The organism is Streptomyces sp. enrichment culture (assembly GCF_964273145.1).
GTDB lineage: Bacteria > Actinomycetota > Actinomycetes > Streptomycetales > Streptomycetaceae > Streptomyces.
This window is the reverse complement of sequence record NZ_OZ186873.1, coordinates 5803344-5826875: the sequence shown is the minus strand read 5'-3', so window position 1 is coordinate 5826875 and position 23532 is coordinate 5803344. Positions and strand designations below refer to the sequence as shown.

Annotated in this window: 18 protein-coding genes; 10 read left to right on the top strand and 8 right to left on the bottom strand. The window is 72.5% G+C overall.

Annotated features, from left to right (window positions below):
• The first annotated feature begins 121 nt into the window (after positions 1-121).
• A complete protein-coding gene (locus tag ACSU6Z_RS25840; protein ID WP_437049173.1) occupies positions 122-1645 on the top strand; it encodes a M1 family metallopeptidase in 1524 nt (507 codons plus the stop codon).
• An 87-nt stretch (positions 1646-1732) separates the two neighbouring features.
• Here ACSU6Z_RS25840 and ACSU6Z_RS25835 read toward each other — a convergent pair whose 3' ends face one another.
• Positions 1733-3199: an amino acid permease gene (locus ACSU6Z_RS25835; protein WP_437049172.1), complete on the bottom strand. Its 1467-nt coding sequence runs from the start codon at positions 3197-3199 to the stop codon at positions 1733-1735.
• 267 nt (positions 3200-3466) lie between these two features.
• Between ACSU6Z_RS25835 and ACSU6Z_RS25830 the strand changes: the two genes are divergently transcribed.
• Positions 3467-4015 carry a hypothetical protein gene (locus ACSU6Z_RS25830; RefSeq protein WP_437049170.1) on the top strand — a complete coding sequence of 183 codons (549 nt, stop codon included), beginning with the start codon at positions 3467-3469 and terminating at the stop codon, positions 4013-4015.
• On the opposite strand, the gene ACSU6Z_RS25825 is transcribed toward ACSU6Z_RS25830, so the two are convergent.
• From ACSU6Z_RS25825 to ACSU6Z_RS25815, 3 genes are read right to left on the bottom strand one after another with little or no spacing between them, the layout of a single operon-like run.
• On the bottom strand, positions 3937-6117 hold the full coding sequence (locus ACSU6Z_RS25825; protein ID WP_437049168.1) for a 3-hydroxyacyl-CoA dehydrogenase NAD-binding domain-containing protein: 2181 nt from the start codon (positions 6115-6117) through the stop codon (positions 3937-3939). The genes ACSU6Z_RS25830 and ACSU6Z_RS25825 overlap by 79 nt on opposite strands.
• A 34-nt stretch (positions 6118-6151) precedes the next feature.
• On the bottom strand, positions 6152-7366 hold the full coding sequence (locus tag ACSU6Z_RS25820; RefSeq protein ID WP_437049166.1) for an acetyl-CoA C-acetyltransferase: 1215 nt from the start codon (positions 7364-7366) through the stop codon (positions 6152-6154).
• A gap of 40 nt (positions 7367-7406) precedes the next feature.
• Entirely contained in the window at positions 7407-8552 is a 1146-nt protein-coding gene (locus ACSU6Z_RS25815; protein WP_437049165.1) for a CaiB/BaiF CoA transferase family protein, read from the bottom strand.
• Positions 8553-8755: 203 nt separating this feature from the next.
• Between ACSU6Z_RS25815 and ACSU6Z_RS25810 the strand changes: the two genes are divergently transcribed.
• Positions 8756-9946, top strand: a complete 1191-nt coding sequence (locus ACSU6Z_RS25810; RefSeq protein WP_437049163.1) for a saccharopine dehydrogenase family protein — start codon at positions 8756-8758, stop codon at positions 9944-9946.
• A gap of 162 nt (positions 9947-10108) precedes the next feature.
• On the opposite strand, the gene ACSU6Z_RS25805 is transcribed toward ACSU6Z_RS25810, so the two are convergent.
• Positions 10109-10804 carry an endonuclease V gene (locus ACSU6Z_RS25805; protein WP_437050488.1) on the bottom strand — a complete coding sequence of 232 codons (696 nt, stop codon included), beginning with the start codon at positions 10802-10804 and terminating at the stop codon, positions 10109-10111.
• Between the two features lie 305 nt (positions 10805-11109).
• Between ACSU6Z_RS25805 and ACSU6Z_RS25800 the strand changes: the two genes are divergently transcribed.
• The 3 genes from ACSU6Z_RS25800 (at position 11110) to ACSU6Z_RS25790 (ending at position 15769) form a co-directional block, all read left to right on the top strand.
• Positions 11110-11526 (top strand): SsgA family sporulation/cell division regulator, encoded by a 417-nt coding sequence (locus ACSU6Z_RS25800; RefSeq protein WP_437049161.1) that lies wholly within the window; start codon positions 11110-11112, stop codon positions 11524-11526.
• Positions 11527-11877: 351 nt separating this feature from the next.
• On the top strand, positions 11878-13500 hold the full coding sequence (locus ACSU6Z_RS25795; protein ID WP_437049160.1) for an ABC-F family ATP-binding cassette domain-containing protein: 1623 nt from the start codon (positions 11878-11880) through the stop codon (positions 13498-13500).
• A 10-nt stretch (positions 13501-13510) separates the two neighbouring features.
• Positions 13511-15769 (top strand): ATP-binding cassette domain-containing protein, encoded by a 2259-nt coding sequence (locus tag ACSU6Z_RS25790; RefSeq protein WP_437049158.1) that lies wholly within the window; start codon positions 13511-13513, stop codon positions 15767-15769.
• A gap of 24 nt (positions 15770-15793) precedes the next feature.
• Here ACSU6Z_RS25790 and ACSU6Z_RS25785 read toward each other — a convergent pair whose 3' ends face one another.
• Positions 15794-15922, bottom strand: a complete 129-nt coding sequence (locus ACSU6Z_RS25785; protein ID WP_437049156.1) for a hypothetical protein — start codon at positions 15920-15922, stop codon at positions 15794-15796.
• 297 nt (positions 15923-16219) lie between these two features.
• On the opposite strand from ACSU6Z_RS25785, the gene ddaH reads away from it, so the two are divergent.
• Together ddaH and ACSU6Z_RS25775 are read left to right on the top strand one after the other, a co-directional pair.
• A complete protein-coding gene (ddaH, locus tag ACSU6Z_RS25780; protein WP_437049155.1) occupies positions 16220-16996 on the top strand; it encodes a dimethylargininase in 777 nt (258 codons plus the stop codon).
• A gap of 262 nt (positions 16997-17258) precedes the next feature.
• A complete protein-coding gene (locus ACSU6Z_RS25775) occupies positions 17259-18233 on the top strand; it encodes an acyl-ACP desaturase (RefSeq protein WP_437049153.1) in 975 nt (324 codons plus the stop codon).
• Positions 18234-18286: 53 nt separating this feature from the next.
• Here ACSU6Z_RS25775 and ACSU6Z_RS25770 read toward each other — a convergent pair whose 3' ends face one another.
• Positions 18287-18535 carry a WhiB family transcriptional regulator gene (locus ACSU6Z_RS25770; RefSeq protein WP_437049152.1) on the bottom strand — a complete coding sequence of 83 codons (249 nt, stop codon included), beginning with the start codon at positions 18533-18535 and terminating at the stop codon, positions 18287-18289.
• 257 nt (positions 18536-18792) lie between these two features.
• Between ACSU6Z_RS25770 and ACSU6Z_RS25765 the strand changes: the two genes are divergently transcribed.
• Positions 18793-19578: a VOC family protein gene (locus tag ACSU6Z_RS25765; protein WP_437049151.1), complete on the top strand. Its 786-nt coding sequence runs from the start codon at positions 18793-18795 to the stop codon at positions 19576-19578.
• A gap of 210 nt (positions 19579-19788) precedes the next feature.
• Here ACSU6Z_RS25765 and ACSU6Z_RS25760 read toward each other — a convergent pair whose 3' ends face one another.
• Positions 19789-20754 (bottom strand): multicopper oxidase domain-containing protein, encoded by a 966-nt coding sequence (locus ACSU6Z_RS25760; RefSeq protein ID WP_437049149.1) that lies wholly within the window; start codon positions 20752-20754, stop codon positions 19789-19791.
• A 210-nt stretch (positions 20755-20964) separates the two neighbouring features.
• Between ACSU6Z_RS25760 and ACSU6Z_RS25755 the strand changes: the two genes are divergently transcribed.
• Positions 20965-23532, top strand: a complete 2568-nt coding sequence (locus tag ACSU6Z_RS25755; RefSeq protein WP_437049147.1) for a ThuA domain-containing protein — start codon at positions 20965-20967, stop codon at positions 23530-23532.

Below are 23532 nucleotides of genomic sequence, written 5' to 3'. Positions count from 1 at the left end.
GCGGGCGGTTCACGACGGCCGAATGGCGATCGTGTGACAGCGGCGGCCATGGACACACCGGAGGCGGCGAGGACTCAATAGGCTCCGAACAGATGTCCTGCCCCTACGACTTGGAGTATTCGTGCACCGCAGAATCATCGCGCCGGGAGCGCTGGCCGCGTCCACCCTGCTGCTGGCGATCCCGGCATCGGCCGCGAGCTTCTCCCCCGGCGCACCGGGCATCGGCGATCCCTACTACCCGGCCTACGGCAACGGCGGATACGACGTCTCCCACTACGACCTGCGGCTGAAGTACCAGCCGGCCACGGACCGGCTGGAGGGCACGGCGACCATCCTGGCCGAGGCCACCCAGGACCTGTCGCGGTTCAACCTGGACTTCCTGCTCGACGTGAGCGAGGTGCGGGTGAACGGCACCAAGGCGTCGTTCGCGTCCAGCGGCGAGCACGAGCTCGTGATCACCCCGAAGAGCCCGCTGCGCAAGGGCACGGCCGTCACCGTGGTGGTGCGCTACAGCGGCGTGCCGTCGACGAAGCAGGCCTACGGCTTCACCAGCTGGCACCGCACCCCGGACGGCGGCGTCGCGGCCAACGAGCCCGAGGCCGCCTGGTGGTGGTTCCCCGCCAACGACCACCCGCTCGACAAGGCCACCTACGACGTGTCGGTGCAGGTGCCGGACGGCACCCAGGCCATCTCCAACGGCACGCTCCAGTCGACCACGTCCCGGTCGGGCTGGACCCGGTGGAACTGGCGGTCCGACAAGCCGCAGGCCACCTATCTCGCGACGCTGGCCCTCGGCCGGTTCGACCTCACCACCTCCACCACCGACGGCGGCATCCCGGTCGTCAACGCCTACAGCAAGGACCTCGGCCCGCACGCCGGCGCGGCCCGGGCCAGCATCGAGCGGACCGGGGAGATCGCCGACTGGCTGAGCGGCTACTTCGGGCCGTATCCCTACAACGCGCTGGGCGGCTACGTGCCCAACACGGACACCGGGTACGCGCTGGAGACGCAGACCCGGCCGTTCTACAGCCCCCGGCAGTTCGCGAACGGCTCCAACACCTCCCTCGTGGTGCACGAGCTGGCCCACCAGTGGTACGGCGATCTGGTGTCCGTGGCCGGCTGGAAGGACATCTGGATCAACGAGGGCTTCGCGCGTTACGCGCAGTGGCTGTGGTCCGAGCACGAGGGCGAGGGCACGGCGCAGGAGCTCGCCGACTACGTCTACGCCTCGCACCCGGCCGACGACCCGTTCTGGACGGTGAAGCCCGGGGACCCAGGCCCTGAACACCAGTTCGATATCGCCGTCTACGACCGGGGAGCCCTGGCCCTGCAGGCGCTGCGCAACGAGATCGGCGACGAGGCGTTCTTCGCGATCCTCAAGGGCTGGCCGGCGGCGTACGCCCACGGCAACGCGACGGTCGCCGACTTCCGCCGGTACGCCGAAGAGGTGTCCGGCAAGCCGCTGGCCGCGCTCTTCGACACCTGGTTGTTCCAGCCGTCGAAGCCGGCCGCGCCCGCCGCGCGCGCGGCCTCCGTCGCCACCGCCCCGAACGCGCCGGCGCAACCGAGGTCGTGGAAGAAGATCACCGCGACGAACGGCGTGCACGAGCACGGGCGGGAGCACCAGCGGGCGCACGAGCACTGAGCGGAGGGTGCGACGAGGCCCGGGCGACGCGGCGAAGCCGGTCGCCCGGGCCCCGGGCTCGGTCCTGGTCTGCCGTTCCTTCGGCTGCTACTTCCCCGGCTCGGCGAGGTCCGCGCCGGCGTTCCGGCCGACGCGGCGGCGGACTCCGTACCAGCCAGCGATCAGCATGACCACGATCACCGGGATGAGCAGGAGGGTCCTGCGGCCGACCTCCGGGTCGTTCCACATCATGCCGAGGCAGGCCAGCAGGAACGCGATCGTGGCGATCTCCGTGACCGGGCTGCCCCACAGCCGGAAGTGCGGGCGGTCCACCAGGCCGGCCTTGGCGCGGCGGACGAAGATCACGTGGCAGATCATGATGATCACCCAGGTGCTGATGATGCCCAGGGAGGCGACGTTCAGCACGATCTCGAAGGCCTTGCTCGGCATCAGGTAGTTCAGGCCGACGCCGAGCACGCAGATGCCGCAGGTCAGCAGGATGCCGCCGTAGGGGACCTGGCTGCGGCTCATCACGCGGGTGAACCTGGGCGCGGAACCCGCCATCGCCATGGAGCGCAGGATGCGGCCGGTGGAGTACAGGCCGGAGTTCAGCGAGGACATGGCGGCGGTGAGGACGACCAGGTTCATCACGTCGCCGGCGGCCGGGACGCCGATCCTGGACAGGACGGTGACGAACGGGCTCTCGTCGGCCGAGTAGACCGAGCCGGGCAGCAGCAGGGCCAGCAGGACGACCGAGCCGACGTAGAACAGGCCGACCCGCCACATGATCGAGTTCACCGCGCGCGGGACGACCTTCTCCGGCTCGGCGGTCTCGCCGGCGGCGACGCCGACCAGCTCCAGCGCGGCGTAGGCGAAGATCACGCCCTGCATGACGAGGACGACGGGCATCAGGCCGTGCGGGAAGACGCCGCCGTGGTCCGTGATCATGTGCAGGCCGGGCTTCTCGCCGCCCACCTCGTGCTGGGTGGCCAGCAGGAAGACACCGATCAGCATGAAGCCGACCAGGGTGGCGACCTTGATGATCGCGAACCAGAACTCCATCTCGCCGAAGATCTTCACCGAGATCAGGTTCACGGCGAGGACCACGGCGAGCGCGATCAGGGCGAGCACCCACTGCGGGATGCTCGTGAACATGCTCCAGTAATGCGTGTACAGCGCGATCGCGGTGATGTCGGCGATACCGGTCGTCGACCAGTTCAGGAAGTACATCCAGCCGGCGACGTAGGCGCCCTTCTCGCCGAGGAACTCGCGCGCGTACGACACGAAGGACCCGGAGGAGGGCCGGTACAGGACCAGTTCACCGAGCGCTCGCACGACGAAGAACGCGAAGACGCCGCAGACGAGGTAGGCCAGCGCGAGCGCCGGGCCGGCGTTGTGCAGGCGGCCGCCGGCCCCCAGGAAGAGGCCGGTGCCGATGGCGCCGCCGATGGCGATCATGTTGACGTGGCGGGCCTTGAGGTCCTTGCTGTAACCGGCGTCGCCCGCGTCCGCGGGCGTCTGGGCTGCCTGGGGATGGTCGGCAACCTGTGCCGTGTCAACGGCGTCCTTGCTCACGGGTGGTACCACTCTCTGGTGCGCCCGGGCGGGATACGCCCGGGACGTCCGTACGTGTCCTGGTCCGTACCACCCTTGAACGGGGCACAGACCGAGGCAGCACTTTCCCACACCGTCGCGGTCACATGCGGTGACTCACATCACAGAGCGTTACTTCTCACATGATCCATCGCACATCTCCTTTGCGGACGCCCTGCCTTCACGGCCCGGTCACACAGGTGACGTGCGAGGTCTCGCGGTACGGGTGAGACAGCGGCATCGCTGCGCATGACGACCGGCACCGTGGCGCCGGCCCTCCCGATCGACGAGTTCGCCGCGCGGGCGGTGCCACGGTGCGCACGGTCCGCGTCCACGGAACCGAGGGCCCGCTGCCGCCTCCGGGGCCCGGTCCGCGCGCCGGGCGGTGCGGTGGGGCGGGAGCACCCGGCCGGGCTGGCGCTGATCGAGGAGTTCCGGCGCCGGGGCATGACGGTCGCCGCGATCGGACGCCGTCTGCGGGGGCTGCCGCCGGGCCTGACCGCCCGGGACCCGGCCCCGCACGGCGCGGTCGTCGCCTCCCGGGCACCGGACACCGTGGGGACGGCGGCCCCGCGGGCACCGCGGGAGGAGCTGCGGGAGCGGCTCGGCGGTGACACCGGGGTCGAGGCGGCGCGGAGGGGCTCCGGGGTCCCGGGTCTCCGGGGGCTCAGGAGCCACAGGGGCCCGGAAGCCCCGGGGTCCTGGGAGGCCCGGCGGCCTCAGCGGCCGTCCGTGAAGACCTCCCCCTTCTCCGCCTTCTCCACCAGCAGCGCGGGCGGCGTGAACCGCTCGCCGTAGCGCTCGGCCAGCTCCCGCGCGCGGGCGACGAAGCCGGGAAGGCCCCCTTCGTAGCCGTTGATGTACTGGAGCACTCCCCCGGTCCAGCCGGGGAAGCCGATGCCGAGGACCGAGCCGACGTTGGCGTCGGCGACGGAGGTCAGCACGCCCTCCTCCAGCAGCCGGACGGTGTCCAGGGCCTCGGAGAACAGCATGCGCTCCTGCATGTCCCGGAACGGGATCTCGTACCCCGGCTCGGTGAAGTGCTCCCGCAGACCCGGCCACAGGCCGGTGCGCCGGCCGTCGTCCCCGTAGTCGTAGAAGCCGGCGCCGCCGCTGCGGCCGGTGCGGCCGAACTCGTCCACCATGCGGTCGACGACGGCCTCGGCGGGGTGCGGGGTCCAGGTGCCGCCCGCCTCCTCCACGGCCCGCCTCGTCTCGGCCCGGATCCTGCGGGGCAGGGTGAGCGTGAGCTCGTCCATCAGGGACAGCACCTTGGCCGGGTAGCCCGCCTGGGCGGCGGCCTGCTCCACCGACGCGGGCTCGACGCCCTCGCCGACCATCGCCACGCCCTCGTCGAGGAAGCGGCCGATGACACGGGAGGTGAAGAAGCCGCGCGAGTCGTTGACGACGATCGGCGTCTTGTCGATCTGCCGCACGAGGTCGAAGGCGCGGGCCAGTGCCTCCTCCCCCGTCCGCTCGCCCTTGACGATCTCGACGAGCGGCATCCTGTCGACGGGCGAGAAGAAGTGCAGCCCGATGAAGTCGGCCTGGCGCTCCACGCCCTCGGCGAGCGTGGTGATGGGCAGGGTGGAGGTGTTGGAGCACAGCAGGGCGTCGGGGGCGACGACGTTCTGGACCTCCTGGAACACCTTGTGCTTCAGGGCGGTGTCCTCGAAGACGGCCTCGATGACCGCGTCACAGCCCGCGAGGTCCTGCACCTCGGCGGTGGGCGTGATGCGGGCGAGCAGCGCGTCGGCCTCCTCCCGGGTGGTGCGGCCCTTGGCGACGGCCTTGTCGCACAGCTCCTCGGAGTGGCCCTTGCCCTTGACCGCGGCCTCCAGGGAGACGTCCTTCAGGACGACGTCGATGCCCGCGCGGGCGCACGCGTAGGCGATGCCCGCGCCCATCATCCCGGCACCCAGGACGGCGGCCCTGCGGACTTGGCGGGGCTCGACGGCGCGCGGGCGGCCGGCGCCGGAGTTGACGGCCTGGAGGTCGAAGAAGAACGCCTGGATCATGTTCTTCGAGATCTGCCCGGTGGCCAGCTCGACGAAGTAGCGGGCCTCGATGACCTGTGCGGTCTCGAAGTCGACCTGGGCGCCCTCGACGGCGGCGGCGAGGATGTTGCGCGGGGCCGGGTACGGGGCGCCGTTCGTCTGCTTGCGCAGGTTGGCCGGGAAGGCGGGCAGGCCGGCCGCGAACGTCGGGTCGCTCGGCGTGCCGCCGGGGATGCGGTAGCCGGGGCGGTCCCAGGGCTGGGCGGACTCGGGGTGCGCGTCGATGAAGGCGCGGGCCTTGGCCAGCAGCTCCTCGGGACTGTCGGCCACCTCGTCGACCAGGCCGTTCTCCCGGGCGCGGCGCGGGGTGTACCGGGTGCCCCGGAGGAGGACCTTCAGCAGGGCGTCGGTGATGCCGAGCAGGCGGACGGCGCGGACGACGCCGCCGCCTCCGGGGAGCAGGCCGAGGGTGACCTCGGGACAGCCGATCCTCGAACCGGGCGCGTCGAGGGCGACCCGGTGGTGGCAGGCCAGGGCGATCTCGTAGCCGCCGCCGAGCGCGGCGCCGTTGATGGCGGCGACGACCGGCTTGCCCAGGGTCTCGATGCGGCGCAGGTTCCGCTTGACCGCCATGCCGCCGTCGAACAGCTCCTGCGCGGTGTCGGGGGTGGCCCGGATCAGATCGCGCAGGTCGCCGCCGGCGAAGAAGGTCTTCTTGGCGGAGGTGACGATCACGCCCCGGACGGCGTCCCTCTCGGCCTCCAGGCGGTCGGCGACCGCGGCGAGGGACTCCCTGAACGCCCGGTTCATGGTGTTGGCGGACTGGTCCGGGTCGTCGAGGACGAGGGTGACGACGCCGGTGTCGTCCTGCTCCCAGCGGATGGTGGTGGACTCGGTGCTCATGGGGGTGTGCTCCAGGTGATCCGTCGGGAGGGGGTCAGAGGCGTTCGACGACGGTGGCGATGCCCATGCCGCCGCCGACACACAGGGTGGCCAGGCCGTACCGCTTGTCCTGGCGTTCCAGTTCGTCCACGAGCGTGCCGAGGATCATCGCGCCGGTGGCACCGAGGGGGTGGCCGAGGGCGATCGCGCCGCCGTTGACGTTGACCTTGTCCAGGGACAGGCCCATGTCCCGCACGAAGCGCAGGACGACCGCCGCGAACGCCTCGTTGATCTCGACCAGGTCGATGTCGTCGACGGTCAGCCCGGCCTTGGCGAGCGCCTTGCGGGTGGCGGGGGCGGGGCCGGTGAGCATGATGGTGGGCTCGGAGCCGGAGACGGCGGCGGAGACGATCCGCGCGCGGGGGGTGAGCCCGTACCGGTCGCCGGTCTCCTTCGAACCGATGGCGACCAGGGCGGCGCCGTCGACGATGCCGGAGGAGTTGCCCGCGTGGTGGACGTGGTCGATCCTCTCGACCCAGTGGTACTTCTGGAGGGCGACGGCGTCGAAGCCGCCCAGTTCGCCGATGTCGGCGAAGGACGGCTTGAGCCCCGCGAGGGAGTCGGCGGTGGTGCCGGGGCGCATGTGCTCGTCGCGGTCGAGGACGACCAGGCCGTTGCGGTCCCGCACCGGCACGACGGACCGCTCGAAGCGGCCCTCCTTCCAGGCGGTGGCCGCCCGTTCCTGGGACAGCGCCGCGTACTCGTCGACGTCGCGGCGGGAGAAGCCCTCGATGGTGGCGATCAGGTCGGCGCCGATGCCCTGCGGCACGAAGTTGGTGGCGAGGTTGGTCATCGGGTCGTTGAACCAGGCGCCGCCGTCGGAGGCCATCGGCACCCGGGACATGGACTCCACCCCGCCCGCGAGGACGAGGTCCTCCCAGCCGGAACGCACCTTGGCGGCGGCCAGGTTGACGGCCTCCAGGCCCGAGGCGCAGAAGCGGTTCTCCTGTACTCCGGCCACCGTGTCCGGCAGTCCGGCGGCGATCGCGGCGATGCGGGCGATGTCGGAGCCCTGGTCGCCGACCGGGCCGACGACGCCGAGCACGACGTCGTCGACGGCGGCCGGGTCCAGGCCCGGGAACCGGGCGCGGATCTCGTGGATGAGGCCGACGACCAGGTCGACGGGCTTGGTGCCGTGCAGGGCGCCGCTGGCCTTGCCGCGCCCGCGCGGGGTGCGGATCGCGTCGTAGACGTACGCTTCGGTGGTCACTGGGGGGCCTTTCGCTGAGGGGGGTCGGGCGGCTCGGCGCTCACGGGTTCGGCAGCCGGGCGGTCAGGAGCCGGGGCACGTCCCAGTCGCGGGCGACGGCCTCGGTGTCGGCGTCCGGCAGGGCCGGCCCGGTGCGGACGGCGGTGGGGGTCGCGGAGAAGCGGGGGGCGGGGGCGGGCTGGGTGAGGCCGTCGTGGCCGGTGAAGGTGGAGCGGGCGGCGAGGTGGGGGTGGTGCGGGGCCTCGCGCAGTGACAGGACGGGGGCCACGCACGCGTCGGAGTCTTCGAAGACGGCCGTCCACTCGTCCCGGGTGCGGGTCTTGAAGCGGGCGGCGATCGCCTCGCGCAGTTCGCCCCAGCGGGCCGGGTCGTCGCGGGCCGGTGCCTGGTCCGGGATGCCGAGGAGGTGCGTGAACTCGTCGTAGAACCGCTGCTCCAGCGCGCCGACCGCCATGTGCCGGCCGTCGGCCGTCTCGTAGGTGCCGTAGAACGGGCAGCCGCCGTCCAGGAGGTTGACGCCGCGCCGGTCCTGCCAGCCGCCGGCGGCGAGCATGCCGTGGATCATCGCGGTGAGGTGGGCGGTGCCGTCGACGATGGCCGCGTCGACGACCTGTCCGGTGCCGGTCGCACGCGCGTGGTGCAGGGCGGCGAGGACGCCGACGACGAGGTAGAGGGAACCGCCCGCGTAGTCGCCGAGGAGGTTGGCGGGGACGGCGGGCGGCCGGTCCGGCTCGCCGATCATGCCGAGGGCGCCGGTGAGCGCGATGTACGCGATGTCGTGCCCCGCGCGGGGGGCGAGCGGGCCCTGCTGGCCCCAGCCGGTCATGCGGCCGTAGACCAGGCGGGGGTTGCGGGCGTGGCACGGCTCGGGGCCGACGCCGAGGCGCTCGGCGACGCCGGGCCGGAAGCTCTCGACGAGGATGTCGGCGCGGGCGGCCAGGTCGAGGACGCGGGCGGGGCCGTCCGGGGACTTCAGGTCGACGATCACCGAGCGTTTGTTGCGCTGGGTGACGTCGCGGGCGGGGTCGATCACCAGGCCGGGGCCGCCGGGGCGGTCGACACGGACCACGTCGGCGCCCAGGTCGGCGAGGAGCATGGCGGCGAAGGGGCCGGGGCCGATGCCGGCCAGCTCGACCACGCGCACGCCCGCGAGCGGGCCGTCCCCCGGCGTCTTCGCCTCTGTCATCGAGCCCCCAGCTCTGTGACACACATGATGGAGCACCAGCGATGCTAGGAACGTGTTCCCACCGGCACAAGGGCCTGGGAAAGCAAGCGCTTAGCCGTGATCCTCCGGTCCGCCGTCGAAACCCGGCACTCCCCACGCTAGCCTCGGCCACCGACAACGGCGCGTGGTGCGGTCCGGTGGTGGCAGGGAGACCAGGGAGTGTCATGAGCGGGATGGACAGGACGGACCGCCCGTACGACATCGTGCTCTTCGGGGCGACCGGCTTCGTCGGTGGACTCACCGCGGAGTACCTCGCCGCCCACGCGCCCCAGGGGCTGCGCTGGGCGGTCGCCGGACGCAATGAGGACGGGCTCCGGCGGCTGCGGGAGCGGCTGTCCGCCCGGTGGCCGGGCGGCGCGGAGCCAGGCCTCCTGCGGGCGGACGCCTCGGACCCGGCCTCGTTGCGGGAACTCGCCCGCCGCGCACGCGTGGTGGCCACGACGGTGGGTCCCTATGTGGCGTACGGGGAGGAGCTCGTCGCCGCCTGCGCCGACAGCGGCACGGATTGCCTCGATCTCGCGGGTGAGCCCGAATTCCTCGACCTGGTGTACGTCCGCCATGACGCACGCGCGCGGGAGACCGGCGCGCGGCTGGTGCACGCGTGCGGTTTCGACTCGGTCCCGCACGATCTGGGCGTGTACTTCACGGTCCGGCAACTGCCCGAGGGCGTGCCGCTGACCGTGGACGGGTTCGTGACCGCGCACGCCTCCTTCTCGGGCGGCACGTTCGCCTCCGCGCTGGGGCAGTTCGCGCGCCTGCGGCAGGTGCGGGCCGCCGCGCGGGACCGCCGGCGGCACGAACCGCGGCTGGTGGGGCGCCGGGTGACGACGCCGACGGGGACACCGCGGTTCGCCGGGGAGGTCGGCGCGTGGGCGCTGCCGCTGCCGACCGTCGACCCGCAGGTCGTACGGCGTTCCGCGCGGGCGCTGGCCCGCTACGGCCCCGACTTCCGCTACCGCCACTACGCGGCCGTACGTCGCCTGCCGGTCGCGGCGGCCGGGGTCGCGGCCCTCGGCGCCCTGGTGGCGGCGGCCCAGCTGCCGGCCGCGCGGCGCCGGCTCTCCGGCCTGGTCCGGCCCGGCGACGGGCCCGGGCCGCGGCGCCGGGCGCGGAGCCGGTTCACGGTCCGCTTCGTCGGCGAGGGCGGCGGGCGGCGCGTGTTCACGGAGGTCACGGGCGGCGACCCCGGGTACGACGAGACGGCGAAGATGTTCGCCGAGGCCGCCCTGTCCCTGGCCTTCGACGACCTGCCTGCGACAGCGGGGCAGGTCACCCCGGCCGTGGCGATGGGGGACGCGCTGATCGGACGGCTGCGGGCGGCGGGGATCGGCTTCCGGCTGGCCGCGGTCCGCTGACCGGCGGCCCGTCCTCCCCGGATCCGGGACTGCCCCGCTCCCTTCCGCCTGCCGTCGGCCGGGCCTGCCGTCCACGGCTCGGCGCAGCGGGAGGTGGGCGGCCGGCGGATCGGGGAACCTCCCGAGCGGGCCGGGCGCCCCCCGGCCCGGCGGACGTGGCGGTCAGGCCGGCCGGGAGGCCGCGCGCAGCGCCGCGCGGCACAGGGCGTCCGCCCGGCGCGTGGTCTCCGGCAGGCGGTGGGCGGGGGTCAGCGCGAGCGCGTGCGCGCAGGCGTTGCCCAGGCCGACGCGGTGGCCGACGGAGACGAAGACCGGCTTGACGGCGTCCCGCGTGCGCAGGGCGCGGCCGACCTCCTCGGTGCCCGCGAGCAGCGGGGAGGTGCTGCCGCGCGGTGCGTCCGGTTCGGCGTACGCGAAGGTGAACGGGTTCTTGGCCACGCCGATCGTGGGCAGTCCGGTGAGCACGCCGAGGTGGCTGGCGAGGCCGAAGCGGCGCGGGTGGGCGAGACCGTAGCCGTCGCAGACGACGAGTCCGGCAGGGCAGGGCAGGGCGTCCAGGGCGGCGAGGACGGCCGGGATCTCGCGGAAGGCGAGCAGGCCGGGGACGTAGGGGAAGGGGACGCGTCCGACGGCGGTGGCCTCGGCGACGACGGCGAGGGTCGCGGCGTCCAGGACGACGGCCGCGGCGGCGACCAGGTCCCGCTCGTCGTCGTAGGCCACGTCCACCCCGGTGACGTGGCCGGTCCCGGGCGGCGGTCCCGGCTCGTCGAGCACCACCCTCCCGCGCAGCTCCTCCTGGACGGCGCGGGCCTGCTCCTCCGTCACGGGCCAGTCCGCGGGAACGCTCACGGTCGTGATGCTGGGGTCGGTCGTCATGGTGCGGTCGAGCGTACGGGCCCCGGCGCCCGCGGATCGCACGGCACGTCCGTTCGCCCCCCTCCCGCTCGGCGAACGGGTTCCCACGTCACGGATGAACGCGACATATGACCCGGCGTGCCGCCGGGCGTACGGCGCGCGGAGAGAACCGCGTCACTCCGGTGCATGGTGACGGTGACAGAGGTCACTCGGTCGACGTGTGCACGGAGCGGCTCATTCCGTCGTCTTTTCCCGTACCCGGCACGATCCGCCCGTCAGTCCGTCCAGCCGTCACGAGGGAGCAGGCGTTGTCCACCGTCATCGAGCAGTCCGTAGAGGCCCGTCTCGTCGCCGTCGCGCCGCGGATGCCGAGCATTTCCGCCACGCTGCACTACGACCGGCGCGATCCCTTCGCCGTCCGCATGACCTTCCCGGCCCCGGCCACCCTGGAGGGCGTGGACGTCTGCTGGACCTTCTCCCGCGAACTCCTCGCCGCGGGGATGGAGCAGCCCGAGGGAGACGGTGACGTGCGGGTGCGGCCGTACGGGTACGACCGCACGGTCCTGGAGTTCCACGCCCCCGAGGGCACCGCCGTGGTGCACGTCCGCTCCGGGGAGCTGCGCCGCTTCCTCGCCGCCACGGACGAGCTGGTGCCCGTGGGCCTGGAGCACCTCCAGCTCGACCTGGACCACGATCTGGCGGAGCTGATGCGGGGCGGCCGCTGACCCCGCGGCGCGGGCGGACGGCGGCGAAAAGGCGTTGACAGCCGTTCCGGCCCTTCCTACGGTGTTCAGCGGTCCTGTTGCCGTCGATAGGAGAAGGACGTTGCTCCTCTGAGGTCCTGAGACACCGCGCCACACCCCTGTGAGGTGTGCGCGCCGCGTGCGACCTCGGTGTTCGAGCCGTCCCCGACGAGCAGGGCTCCTCCTCCGCCCAAGGCTGCCCGGCCCCCCGGATTCCCGGGGGCGCCCGGAGCCCTCGCCGCCCCCTCCCCGCGGTTCCCCCGCGACGGTCGCCGCCTCCCGGTGTCTCCCACGCGTTCGCCCCGACCGCATCACGCAACCGCGGAGGCCCGTATGCCTTTGTCCGTCAGCTGTACGTCCCTCTCCTTCACCTGGCCCGACGGCACCGCCGTCTTCGACGGCCTCGACGCCTCCTTCGGCCCCGGCCGCACCGGGCTCGTCGGCGTCAACGGATCCGGGAAATCCACCCTGCTGAAGCTGATCGCCGGAGTGCTGACCCCGACCGACGGCACCGTGCGGATCGCGGGCGAGGTCGGCTACCTCCCGCAGAACGTCACGCTGGACACCACCCTGCGGGTCGACCGGGTGCTGGGCATCGCCGAGCGGCGGGCCGCCCTGCACGCCATCGAGGCCGGCGACGCGTCCGAGGAGCACTTCGAGACGGTCGGCGACGACTGGGACGTCGAGGAGCGCGCCCTGGCCACCCTCGGCGAACTCGGCCTCGGCCACATCGCCCTGGACCGCACCACGGGCGAGGTGTCCGGCGGCGAGTCGGTGCTGCTGCGGCTGGCCGCGCTGCTGCTGCGCCGCCCGGACGTACTGCTGCTGGACGAGCCGACGAACAACCTCGACCTGTACGCGCGGCGGCGGCTGTACGCGGCCGTCGAGTCCTGGCCGGGCGTGATGGTCGTGGTCAGTCACGACCGTGAACTCCTCGAACGCGTCGACCAGATCGCCGATCTGCGCTCCGGGGAGATCTCCTGGTACGGCGGCAACTACTCGGCGTACGAGGAGGCACTCGCCGTCGAACAGGAGGCGGCCGAACGCATGGTGCGGGTCGCCGAGTCCGACCTGCGCAAGCAGAAACGGGAGCTGGCCGACGCCCAGGTCAAGCTGGCCCGCCGCAAGCGGTACGGGCAGAAGATGTGGGACAGCAAACGCGAGCCGAAGGTCGTCATGGGCGAGCGCAAGCGGCAGGCCCAGGTGTCGGCCGGCAAGCACCGCATCATGCACGAGGAGAAGCTCGCCGAGGCCCGGGAACGGCTCGACGAGGCGGTGGAGGCCGTCCGGGACGACGCCGAGATCCGCGTCGACCTGCCGTACACCGCCGTTCCGCCGGGCCGCGGCGTGCTCACCCTGCGCGAGCTGGAACTGGCGTACGGCGCGCGCGTGACGGGCGGTCTCGATGTGCGGGGGCCGGAGCGGATCGCGCTGATCGGCCGCAACGGCGCGGGCAAGACGACGCTGCTGCGGACCGTCGCGGGCGAGCTGGCACCGGTGTCGGGCGAGGCGACGGCGCACGTCCCGCTGCGGTTCCTGCCGCAGCGCCTCGACGTCCTCGACGGCGGGCTGACCGTCGCCGAGAACGTGGCCCGGTTCGCGCCGGGCGCCACCGACAACCGGATCCGGGCGCGGCTGGCGCGCTTCCTGTTCCGGGGCGCGCGGGCCGACCAGAAGGCGGACACCCTGTCCGGCGGCGAACGCTTCCGGGCGACGCTGGCCGCGCTGATGCTGGCGGAGCCGGCGCCGCAGCTGCTGATGCTGGACGAGCCGACGAACAACCTGGACATGGCGAGCGTACGCCAGCTCGTGACGGCCCTGGAGTCGTACGAGGGGGCGCTGATCGTGGCCAGCCACGACCTGCCGTTCCTGGCGTCCATCGGCATCACGCGGTGGCTGGTGCTGGACGGGGAACTCACGGAAACCACGCCGGAAGCTGTCGGGTATCCCGCCTAGCTTCTGGGGCATGAGCGAGTTCATCAGCATCGTCGGAGCCCGGGAGAACAACCTCAAGGACGTCACCCTGCGCATCCCGAAGGGCCGGCTGACCGTGTTCACCGGCGTTTCGGGATCGGGGAAGTCGTCGGTGGTGTTCGACACGATCGCGGTCGAGTCGCAGCGCCAGCTGAACGAGACGTTCAGCTGGTTCGTGCGCAACCGGCTGCCCAAGTACGAGCGGCCGCAGGCGGAGGCGGTGCGTGACCTGTCGCCCGCGATCGTCGTCGACCAGAAGCCGATCGGGGGTCACTCGCGGTCCACCGTCGGCACCATGACCGACGTCCACTCGGTGCTGCGGGTGCTGTTCTCCCGGCACGGCACGCCCGGCGCCGGTCCCGCGACGGCGTACTCGTTCAACGACCCGTCGGGCATGTGCCCGCGCTGCGACGGCCTCGGGCGGACCGTGCAGCCCGCCTGGGACCGCATCCTCGACCCCGCGAAGTCGCTGGCGGGCGGGGCGATCCTCTTCCCGCCGTTCGCGGCGGGCACCTGGCAGGGGCAGACGTACACCAACACCACCGACCTGGACGTGCACAAGCCGGTCGGCGAGTTCACCGACGCCGAGCGGGAGTTCCTGCTGCGCGGGCGCGGCACGACGGTCACCATCGAGGGCTCGGGCGGCTCCTGGGCCCACGACTACGAGGGACTGGCCGACCGGTTCGAACGCCTGTACCTAAAGCGGGACCTGTCCGCGCTCAGCCAGAAGACCCGCGACCTGGTCGCCCGCTTCCTGGTGGAGGACACCTGCCCACAGTGCCGCGGGGCACGGCTGAACGCCGCCGCGCTCGCCACCCGGATCAACGGACTGTCCATCGCGGACTGCACGCGGATGCAGGTGAGCGACCTGATCGGGGTCCTGCGGGAGATCGACGACCCGGTGGCCCGGCCGATCGCGGACGCCGCCGTGGCCGCTCTGGAGCGCATCGAGGCGATCGGCCTCGGCTACCTCAGCCTCGACCGGGAGACCGCCACCCTCTCCGGCGGCGAGGGGCAGCGGCTGAAGACCGTGCGGCACCTGGGCTCCAGCCTGACCGGGATGACGTACATCTTCGACGAGCCGAGCGTCGGACTGCACCCGCGCGACGTCGGCCGGCTCGGCGATCTGCTGCTGCGGCTGCGCGACAAGGGCAACACCGTGCTGGTCGTGGAGCACGACCCGGACGTCATCGCGCTCGCCGACCACGTCGTCGACATGGGGCCCCGCGCGGGCGCCGAGGGCGGGCGCGTGGTGTTCGAGGGGAGCCCGCGCGAGCTGGCCCGGTCCGGGACGCTGACCGGGCGGTGCCTGGGACGCCGTACGCGGCTGAAGGAGCGCACCCGCGCGGCGAGCGGCGAACTGTGGGTCAAGGGCGCCGGCCGGCACAACCTGCGGGACGTCACCGTGCGCTTCCCGGCCGGAGTGCTCACCGCGGTGACCGGGGTCGCCGGGTCCGGGAAGAGCACGCTGGTCGCGGAGCTGGCCGAAGCGCATCCGGAGGCCGTCGTCGTCGACCAGTCGTCCATCGGCGTCTCCGCGCGGTCGACGCCCGCGACCTACCTGGGGGTGATGGACACCGTACGGCGGATCTTCGCCCGGGAGACGGGCGCCGACGCGGGCCTGTTCAGCTTCAACTCGGCGGGCGCCTGCGCCACCTGCGAGGGCCGCGGGGTGATCCACACGGACCTCGCCTTCATGGACCCGGTGACGACGACGTGCCACGCGTGCGAGGGGAGGCGGTTCCGGGAGGACGTGCTGCGGCTGACGGTCGGCGGCCGTTCCGTCGCGGACGTCCTGGAGATGACCGCCGAGCAGGCCCTGGACTTCTTCGACGATTCCGGCGTACGGCGGCGGCTGCGCGCCCTGCGCGACGTCGGTCTCACCTATCTGACCCTCGGCCAGCCCCTGTCGACGCTCTCCGGCGGCGAGCGGCAGCGGATCAAGCTGGCGACCCGGCTGCACCGCACCGGCGCGGTGTACGTCCTGGACGAGCCGACGACCGGGCTGCACATGTCGGACGTGGACGGCCTGCTGGCGCTGCTGGACCGGCTGGTCGACGCGGGCAACACGGTCGTGGTCGTCGAGCACGACCTGGACGTGGTGGCCCACGCCGACTGGGTCGTCGACCTCGGCCCGGACGGCGGCCGGGACGGCGGGCGGGTCGTGTTCGAGGGGACCCCGCGCGACCTGCTGGCCGCCGGGGGATCGTTCACGGCCGAGCATCTGCGGCGGGTCGTGGGCGTCCGGTGAGACGAGCCCGGTGCCGCCCGCGCGTCAGGCGGTCAGCCGGCCGCCGGAGACGTCCACGCCGGTGCCGGCCGCGGGGGCGGCGTCCGGGGAGCCGAGCCGGTGGAGCACGCCCCCGGCGAAACGGCGGTGCGTGTCGCGGCGTATCGCGCCCACCCGGAGCCGGTGCGGCGCAGGATCGCGGACGTCGAGCCGCGGTGTACCGCGGCCGCCTGGCCGAGGCAGGGCGGTGGCGCGTCGGCGGACGCGTCCGTGCGGTGGCGCGGGAGGCGGCGTAGGGGAACGGGGAGGTGGCCGGGGAGGACGTGGAGGTCTCGCGGTGAGGCGGTGGGCGGGACCCCGTGCGCATCGCCCCGCGCCGTCCTCTCCGACAATGGGGCCTGCATGATGTGCGCCGATGCCCCGACCGGTTTCGGCCACGACCGGAAATACCCATCCGATACGGAGACCCCCGTGCCCAGCAAGAAGGCCCTCATCCGCCGCCCGAGCCCCCGCCTGGCCGAAGGCCTCGTCACGCACGTCACACGTACGGAGGTCGATTTCGACCGCGCGGTGAAGCAGTGGGAGGCGTACGTCGAGGCGCTGCGCACCCACGGCTGGGAGACCATCGAGGTCGATCCGGCCGACGACTGCCCCGACTCGGTGTTCGTGGAGGACACCGTGGTCATGTACAAGAACGTCGCCCTGATCACGCGGCCCGGCGCCCAGTCCCGCCGCGCCGAGACGATCGCCGTCGAGGAGACGGTGGCGAGCCTCGGCTGCTCGGTGAACTGGATCTGGGAGCCCGGCACGCTGGACGGCGGTGACGTGCTGAAGGTCGGCGACACGATCTACGTCGGCCGCGGCGGGCGCACCAACGCGGCCGGGGTGCAGCAGGTACGGGCCGCGTTCGAGCCGCTGGGCGCGCGGGTCGTCGCCGTGCCGGTGAGCAAGGTGCTGCACCTGAAGTCGGCGGTGACGGCGCTGCCCGACGGGACGGTGATCGGGCACATCCCGAAGATGGACACCCCGTCGCTGTTCGGCCGTTTCCTGCCGGTGCCGGAGGAGTCCGGGGCGCATGTGGTGCCGCTGGGCGGGAACAAGCTGCTCATGGCGGCGAGCGCGCCGCGCACGGCGGAACTGCTCGCCGACCTCGGCCACCGGCCGGTCGTGGTCGACATCGGTGAGTTCGAGAAACTGGAGGGCTGTGTGACGTGCCTCTCGGTTCGGCTGCGGGAGCTGTACTCCTGACGGGTGGGAACGCCACCGGCGCGGCCGCGGGACCTGCGGGTTCCGGGGCCTTCCGCCCCTCCGGGAGCAGGCGGGCGGGCAGTCGCCCGACGAGGGCGGCCCCCTGCCGACCAGGCTGATCAGGCGTCTTTACAGCACTTTTAACCTACGGACTCGTAACCTACGGACTCGTAGCCTACGCTTTCGTAGCCTACGATTCCGTAGATTCCGGCACCGCTCGCCGGCCGCTTTCCGTCTTGCCGCACGTCCCCCTGGAGTACCCGTGACGATCACTTCCCCGCACCTCGGCAGCCCCGCCGTCTGGACCGATGCCCGGCTGTTGTACGCACTGGAGGAAGTGGTCGAGAAGGAGCTGAACCGGCACCTGAAGGTCGCCAAGGACTGGATGCCGCACGAGTACGTCCCGTGGAGCGACGGCCGTAACTTCCCCGGCTTCTTCGAGGACGGCGAGGCCTGGGACAAGGAGCAGTCCAAGGTCACCGAGGTCGGCCGGATCGCCCTGGTCGTCAACCTCCTGACGGAGGACAACCTCCCCAGCTACCACCACGAGATCGCCTCCCTGTTCGGCCGCGACGGCGCCTGGGGCACCTGGGTGCACCGCTGGACGGCTGAGGAGGGCCGGCACGGCATCGTAATGCGGGACTACCTGCTCACCTCGCGCGCCGTGGACCCGGACAAGCTGGAGCAGTTCCGCATGGCCCACATGAGCGAGGGCTTCGAGTCGGACAACCGGCACTCGATGCTGCACTCGGTCGCCTACGTCGCCTTCCAGGAGCTGGCCACCCGCATCTCGCACCGCAACACCGGTCACCAGTCCGGCGACCCGGTCTGCGACCGCATGCTGGCCCGCATCGCGACCGACGAGAACCTGCACATGGTGTTCTACCGGAACCTGCTCAAGGCGGCGTTCGAGCTGGCGCCCGACCTGACGATGCAGGCGGTGCGCGACGTGGTCGTCAACTTCCGCATGCCCGGCCACGGCATCCCCGGTTTCGAGCGGGCCGCCGCGCAGATGGCGATCGGCGAGGTCTACAACCTGCGCATCCACCACGACGACGTGCTCCAGCCGGTGCTGCGCCACCTGAAGGTCATGGAGATCGACGGCCTCGGCCCGGAGGGCCTCAAGGCCCAGGAGGAGCTGGGGCTCTTCTTGGGCGGACTGGACGCGGAAGCCGCCAAGTTCGACGAGAAGCTGGCGGCGCGCAAGGCCCGGATGGCGGCCCGCGCGGGCGGCTGACGGCGCCCGCGCCGCACCGGCGGTGCTCCGGCCGCCACGGGCGGGAGGCGGTGTCAGCCTCCCGCCCGCCGCAGCATCAGCCGTTCCCTCTCGGAAAGGCCGCCCCAGACGCCGAAACGCTCGTCGTTGGCCAGTGCGTAGTCCAGACAGGCCGGCCGGATCGGGCACAGCGCGCAGATCCGTTTCGCCTCCCGGACGGAACTGCCCGGCTCGGGGAAGAAGAAGTCTCCCCCGGTCTGCGCGCACAGCGCCTCCTCCTGCCAGTCGAAGTCGGACGGCGACATGATCGTTTCCACATGCATGGACAGGATCGTGCCCGGCGGTGAAAAACGTTCGATCAACGCGGGGTCAACGGGGCGCTCCAGGGCCTTCGGCCCCCCCGATGGTCCCCCGCGCGGCGCCGGGGGGCACGGCGGCGCGCGAGGACACGCGGCGGCACGCCGGGCCGTGCCCGGCCCCGGCCCCGCGGGCGGGCCGGCGACTCGCCCGGCGGCGGCCGCCAGTGGGCGGTGCAAGACTCGGCGGAGCAGGCAACGGGACTCCTCCGAGGAGGGCGATGATGCTCACCACCCGTTTCGTCGACGGCTCCCCGAACTGGATCGACGTCGGCACCCCCGACATCGACGGTGCCGCCTCCTTCTACGGTGCCCTCTTCGGCTGGCGCTTCCGGTTCGCCGAGCCGGAGGCCGGCGGCTACGGCTTCTTCCAGCTGGACGGCAGGACGGTGGCCGGCGGCATGGAGATCACGCCGGAGCAGGGTCCGCCGTCCTGGACGGTCTACTTCCGGAGCCCGGACGCGGAGGCCACCGCCACGGCCTCCGAACAGGCGCACGGCGGTGTGCTCATGCGGCCGATGGACGTCATGGGGAAGGGGAGCATGGCGATCCTCGCCGACCGGGCCGGCGTGCCGTTCGGCATCTGGCAGCCCGGCCGGCGGGCGGGCCTGGACCTGGCCGGGGAGCCCGGATCGCTGTGCTGGGTCGAGCTGTACACACCGGACGTCCCCGCCGCCGCCGCGTACTACCGGGCCGTGCTCGGCCTGGAGACCTCGGCCGTCCCCTTCCCGGGCGGCACGTACACCTGTGTCAACCCGGCCGGCCAGGCGGAGGACGGCATGTTCGGCGGGCTCGTCCCGACGTCCGGCGGTCCGGCCGGGGCGGAGCCGGGCTGGTTGCCGTACTTCGAGGTGCCCGACGCGGACGCCGCGGTCACCGGGGCCGAGGAGCTGGGCGGTACGGTGCGCGCGCCGGCCACGGACGTCGAGGGCGTCGGACGCGTCGCCCGGCTCGCCGACCCGTACGGCGCCCGGTTCGCGGTGATCAGAACCGCGCCGCAGGGGGCATAGGCCGCGCACGGCCGCACCGCCTCACGCGGGCGTGACGCACCGCCCCGCATGCCGTCCGGACCGACGGCGGCGACGTGCCGGGCCCGCCCGGCACCCGCGGGACTGCCGGGCCGCGGGCAGCCCCGCGCCGGCCCGGAGGGCGGCCGCCCGCCCGTGATCCGCCGGTGCGCGCCGCAGCCCGCCCGCCTGCTCGGCCTGCGGGGGCCGCTGTCACTCGTGGCCCTCGTGCGGGTCGTACCCCGGGATCGTCCCGTCCGTCTTCCTCACCAGGAACAGCCCCACCATGCCCATGTCCGAGTGGCTCTGCACATGGCAGTGGTACATCCACGCCCCGGCGCCCACCCCCTCGCCCGCGATCACCTGGAAGCCGAAGGAGTCCGCCGGCCCGGTGATCTTGTTGTCGATGACCTGACTGGGGTCCTCCGGCCCGGTGAGCAGGCCCGTGCGGTTGTCGGCCCAGCGGTGACCGTGCAGGTGGAAGGTGTGGTAGTACTCGCCGTGCGTGATCACCACGAACTCGACCCGGTCGCCCACGGTGGCCTCGAAGTCCGGGCCCGAGTGCGCGGGTCGGTTGTTGATGAGCATGTCGTTGAAGACGACGGTGTGCGTGCGGTCCGGCAGGACGTCGCCCTTGCGGCGGACGATCACCGCGCCGAACAGGCCCTTGCGGATGCCGCCGGTGCCGTGTTCGGTGCCCACCACGTGGTCGTGGTAGTGCCAGTAGCCCGCGCTGCCCGCCCGCCAGGTGCCGTCCTTGCGGCGGCCGGGCGCGTGGGTGCGCCAGGTGTAGGTGCGGGTGCCGCCCGGCTCGACGTCGCTCTTGTTCAGCCTCGTCCCGTCGCTGGAGACCTCGTAGTCCAGGCCGTGGACGTGCAGGCTCACCGGCACGTCCATCGTGTTCTCCAGCTCGATGTGGACGGTGTCGCCCTCGTTGAGCTCGATCAGCGGGCCGGGGACCGTCGCCCCGCCCTTCTCCAGGCCGTAGCCCATCTGCCCGTCGGGCAGCTTCTCGGCGTACAGCTTCAGGTGCCTGACCTCGCCCCCGGCCGGGGCGGTCCGCACCGTGCCACCGGTCGCGGCGCCCGCGGGGCCGGCCGGCCCCGGGGCCAGCGACAACGATGTGGCGACGGCCGCGCCGCCCAGCAGCACCCGCCGGTTGAAGCCGCGTCTGTCCATGCCGAACTCCCCACGCTGGTACGGAACGTGCCGGGACGTAGCTGTGATGAGCCTGTGAGACGGTAGCGAGCGCAGACCCGTTTATCCACACTCAGGACAAAGTTTGTGGCACCACGGTCATACCTATTGGCGAACCATGCAAAGAGGTCTAGCTTCCTTGGCGCTGTTGCTGTTGCCGCTGCCGCGACCGAGGGAGGAGTGGGTGACCGCATGCGCTTCACACCGCGTCACGAGCCCCTGCACCTACGAGGATTGAGCGCACGAAGCACCACACACGCCGAAGGCCCCGTGAGGACCGGTGGCACCGGGAACGCCGGAGGCGGGAGGAGACGGGTCTGGGCGGCCTCCCTGGCCGCCGGCGCGGTGGCCGCCGGGCTGCTGTCGGGTCCCGCCGCCAGTGCGCGACCGGCTCCCGATCCGGCCCTGACAACGATGTCGATCACCTCGCCGCCGGGGGGCGCGAACGTCCGCGTCCTGATCTTCCACGGGTCGGCCGCGCCCGGCGACGAGTCACCGCTCGTCAACGCCGGCATCGAGGCGATCGAGCGGATCGGCCTGTCCGGCCCGGCGGGGCAGCGCTTCCGGGTGGAGGCCACGGACGACGCCTCCGTCTTCACCGACGACCGCAGGCTCAGCCGGTACAACGCGATCGTGTTCCCGACCGGCGGCGGCGATGTGCTCGACCCGGACCAGGAGGCCGGCCTGGAGGCGTACATGGAGGCCGGCGGCGGTTTCGTCGGCATCCACGACGCGGCGCGCGCCGAGCCGTACTCCGACTGGTTCACCGGGCTCGTCGGCGCCCGCCCGGCCGCCTCCAGCCCGGCGGAGGTCCAGCGGGCCACCGTCGAGGTCGGCGACCGGCTGCACCCCGCCACCAAGGACCTGCCGGTGCAGTGGAAACGGCCGGACAAGTGGCTGAACTGGGTGAAGAACCCCTCGGGCGAGGTGCACACCGTGGCACGGGTGCGCGAGTCGACGTACCGGCCCGGTACGAGCGCCAACGGCTGGGACCATCCGGTCAGCTGGTGCCGGGACTACGACGGCGGGCGTTCCTTCTACACGGGCATGGGCGGCACGGTGTCGTCGTACGACGAGACCGACTTCCGCGAGCACCTGCGCGGGGCGCTGCTGTGGACCACCCGCCTGGTGCAGGCCGACTGCAAGGCCACCATCAGCGGCAACTACAAGGCGGAGCGGCTCACCCAGCCCAACCAGCCCGGGCAGAACGACCAGATCGGCGAGCCGCACGGCCTGGTCACCGCCCCCGACGGCCGGGTGTTCTACATCGGCCGGGGCGGCGCGGACGCCTCCCGGCCCGTCGTCACCGACTGGAACGACCCCGACGTCGGCAAGGGCAAGGGCCAGATCCACGTCTACGACCCGAGGACGAAGAAGGTCTCGCTCGCGGGCGAGCTGACGGTCTTCGGCAACAAGGGCGGCGGCGACGAGCTGGTCAAGGTCGAGGAGGGGCTGCTCGGCATCGAACTGGACCCGCGGTTCGAGGAGAACGGGTGGGTGTACCTGCACTACACACCCCACTCCCGGATCAACCGCGACACGCACATGGCCGAGCGGCGCGTCTCCCGCTTCACCTTCGACGAGGCCACGGGCAGACTGGACCTGGGCAGCGAGAAGGTGCTGCTGAAGTGGCCGGTGCAGATCCACAGCTGCTGCCACGCCGGCGGCGGGATGGCCTGGGACTCCAAGGGCAACCTGTACATCGCCACCGGTGACAACAACTCCAGCGGCTTCAGCGACGGTTACTCGGGAAACAACCCGCAGCCGAACTTCAAGGGCGTGTCCTTCGCGGACGCCCGCCGCACCGCCGGCAACACCAACAACCTCAACGGCAAGATCCTGCGCATCCACCCGGAGCCGGACGGGACGTACACGATCCCCGAGGGCAACCTCTTCACCGGCAAGGAGACCGACGAGGGCGGCGGCAAGACGCGCGGCGAGATCTACGTGATGGGCGTGCGCAACCCGGCGCGCATCTTCGTCGACAAGTCGACCGACATCCTCTACGCGGGCTGGGTCGGTCCGGACGCGAGCAGCCCGTCGCCGGTCTGGGGTCCGGCCAAGTACGACCAGTTCGCCGTCATCACCGCGGCGAGCAACCGGGGCTGGCCGTACTGCATGGGCAACAAGCAGCCCTACCGGGACCGCAACCTGCCCGATCCGTCACAGCCGCTGGGCTGGTACGACTGCGACCACCCGAGGAACGAGTCGCCGAACAACGACGGCCTGGTCGAGCTGCCGCCGGTGACCGGGAACAACATCTGGTACGCGCCGGACGGCGGCGGACCCGACTTCCCGCGCGACGCGAACGGCGTCCCGTCGTACGAGAAGGGGGAGGCCACCTACCGGCTGCCGTGGCTCAAGGGCGGCGGCCAGGCCGCGATGAACGGCCCGGTCTACCGGTTCGACGCCGCCGGCGACAGCGCGGTCAAGTGGCCGGCGTACTGGGACGGCAAGTGGTTCGTCGGCGACTTCTACGACGCCGACCAGCCGCGCAACGCGGTGGTGATGGACCCCGGGACGCAGGGTGACGGCGGGGTGCCGGTGCACGCGGAGTCGCTGAAGAGGATCGTGCCGGTCGGCAACGACGGCATCAAGAACCTCATGGACTGGAAGTTCGGTCCGGACGGCGCGCTGTACGTCCTCGACTACGGGCGCGGCTTCTTCACCTCGGACTCCAAGTCGGCCCTGTGGCGGATCACGTACACGGGCGGCGGGCCGACCCCGTCCGCCGACCGGCTGGCGAGGAGGACGCAGTGA

Bases quoted from the DNA above. Each gene is read 5' to 3' on its own strand.
- ACSU6Z_RS25810 (WP_437049163.1), top strand. From the start codon at position 8,756: ATGAGCGGGATGGACAGGACGGACCGCCCGTACGACATCGTGCTCTTC.
- ACSU6Z_RS25825 (WP_437049168.1), bottom strand. From the start codon at position 6,117: ATGAGCACCGAGTCCACCACCATCCGCTGGGAGCAGGACGACACCGGC.
- ACSU6Z_RS25795 (WP_437049160.1), top strand. From the start codon at position 11,878: ATGCCTTTGTCCGTCAGCTGTACGTCCCTCTCCTTCACCTGGCCCGAC.
- ACSU6Z_RS25765 (WP_437049151.1), top strand. From the start codon at position 18,793: ATGCTCACCACCCGTTTCGTCGACGGCTCCCCGAACTGGATCGACGTC.
- ACSU6Z_RS25790 (WP_437049158.1), top strand. From the start codon at position 13,511: ATGAGCGAGTTCATCAGCATCGTCGGAGCCCGGGAGAACAACCTCAAG.
- ACSU6Z_RS25830 (WP_437049170.1), top strand. From the start codon at position 3,467: ATGACGACCGGCACCGTGGCGCCGGCCCTCCCGATCGACGAGTTCGCC.
- ACSU6Z_RS25770 (WP_437049152.1), bottom strand. From the start codon at position 18,535: ATGCATGTGGAAACGATCATGTCGCCGTCCGACTTCGACTGGCAGGAG.
- ACSU6Z_RS25760 (WP_437049149.1), bottom strand. From the start codon at position 20,754: ATGGACAGACGCGGCTTCAACCGGCGGGTGCTGCTGGGCGGCGCGGCC.
- ACSU6Z_RS25755 (WP_437049147.1), top strand. From the start codon at position 20,965: ATGCGCTTCACACCGCGTCACGAGCCCCTGCACCTACGAGGATTGAGC.
- ACSU6Z_RS25815 (WP_437049165.1), bottom strand. From the start codon at position 8,552: ATGACAGAGGCGAAGACGCCGGGGGACGGCCCGCTCGCGGGCGTGCGC.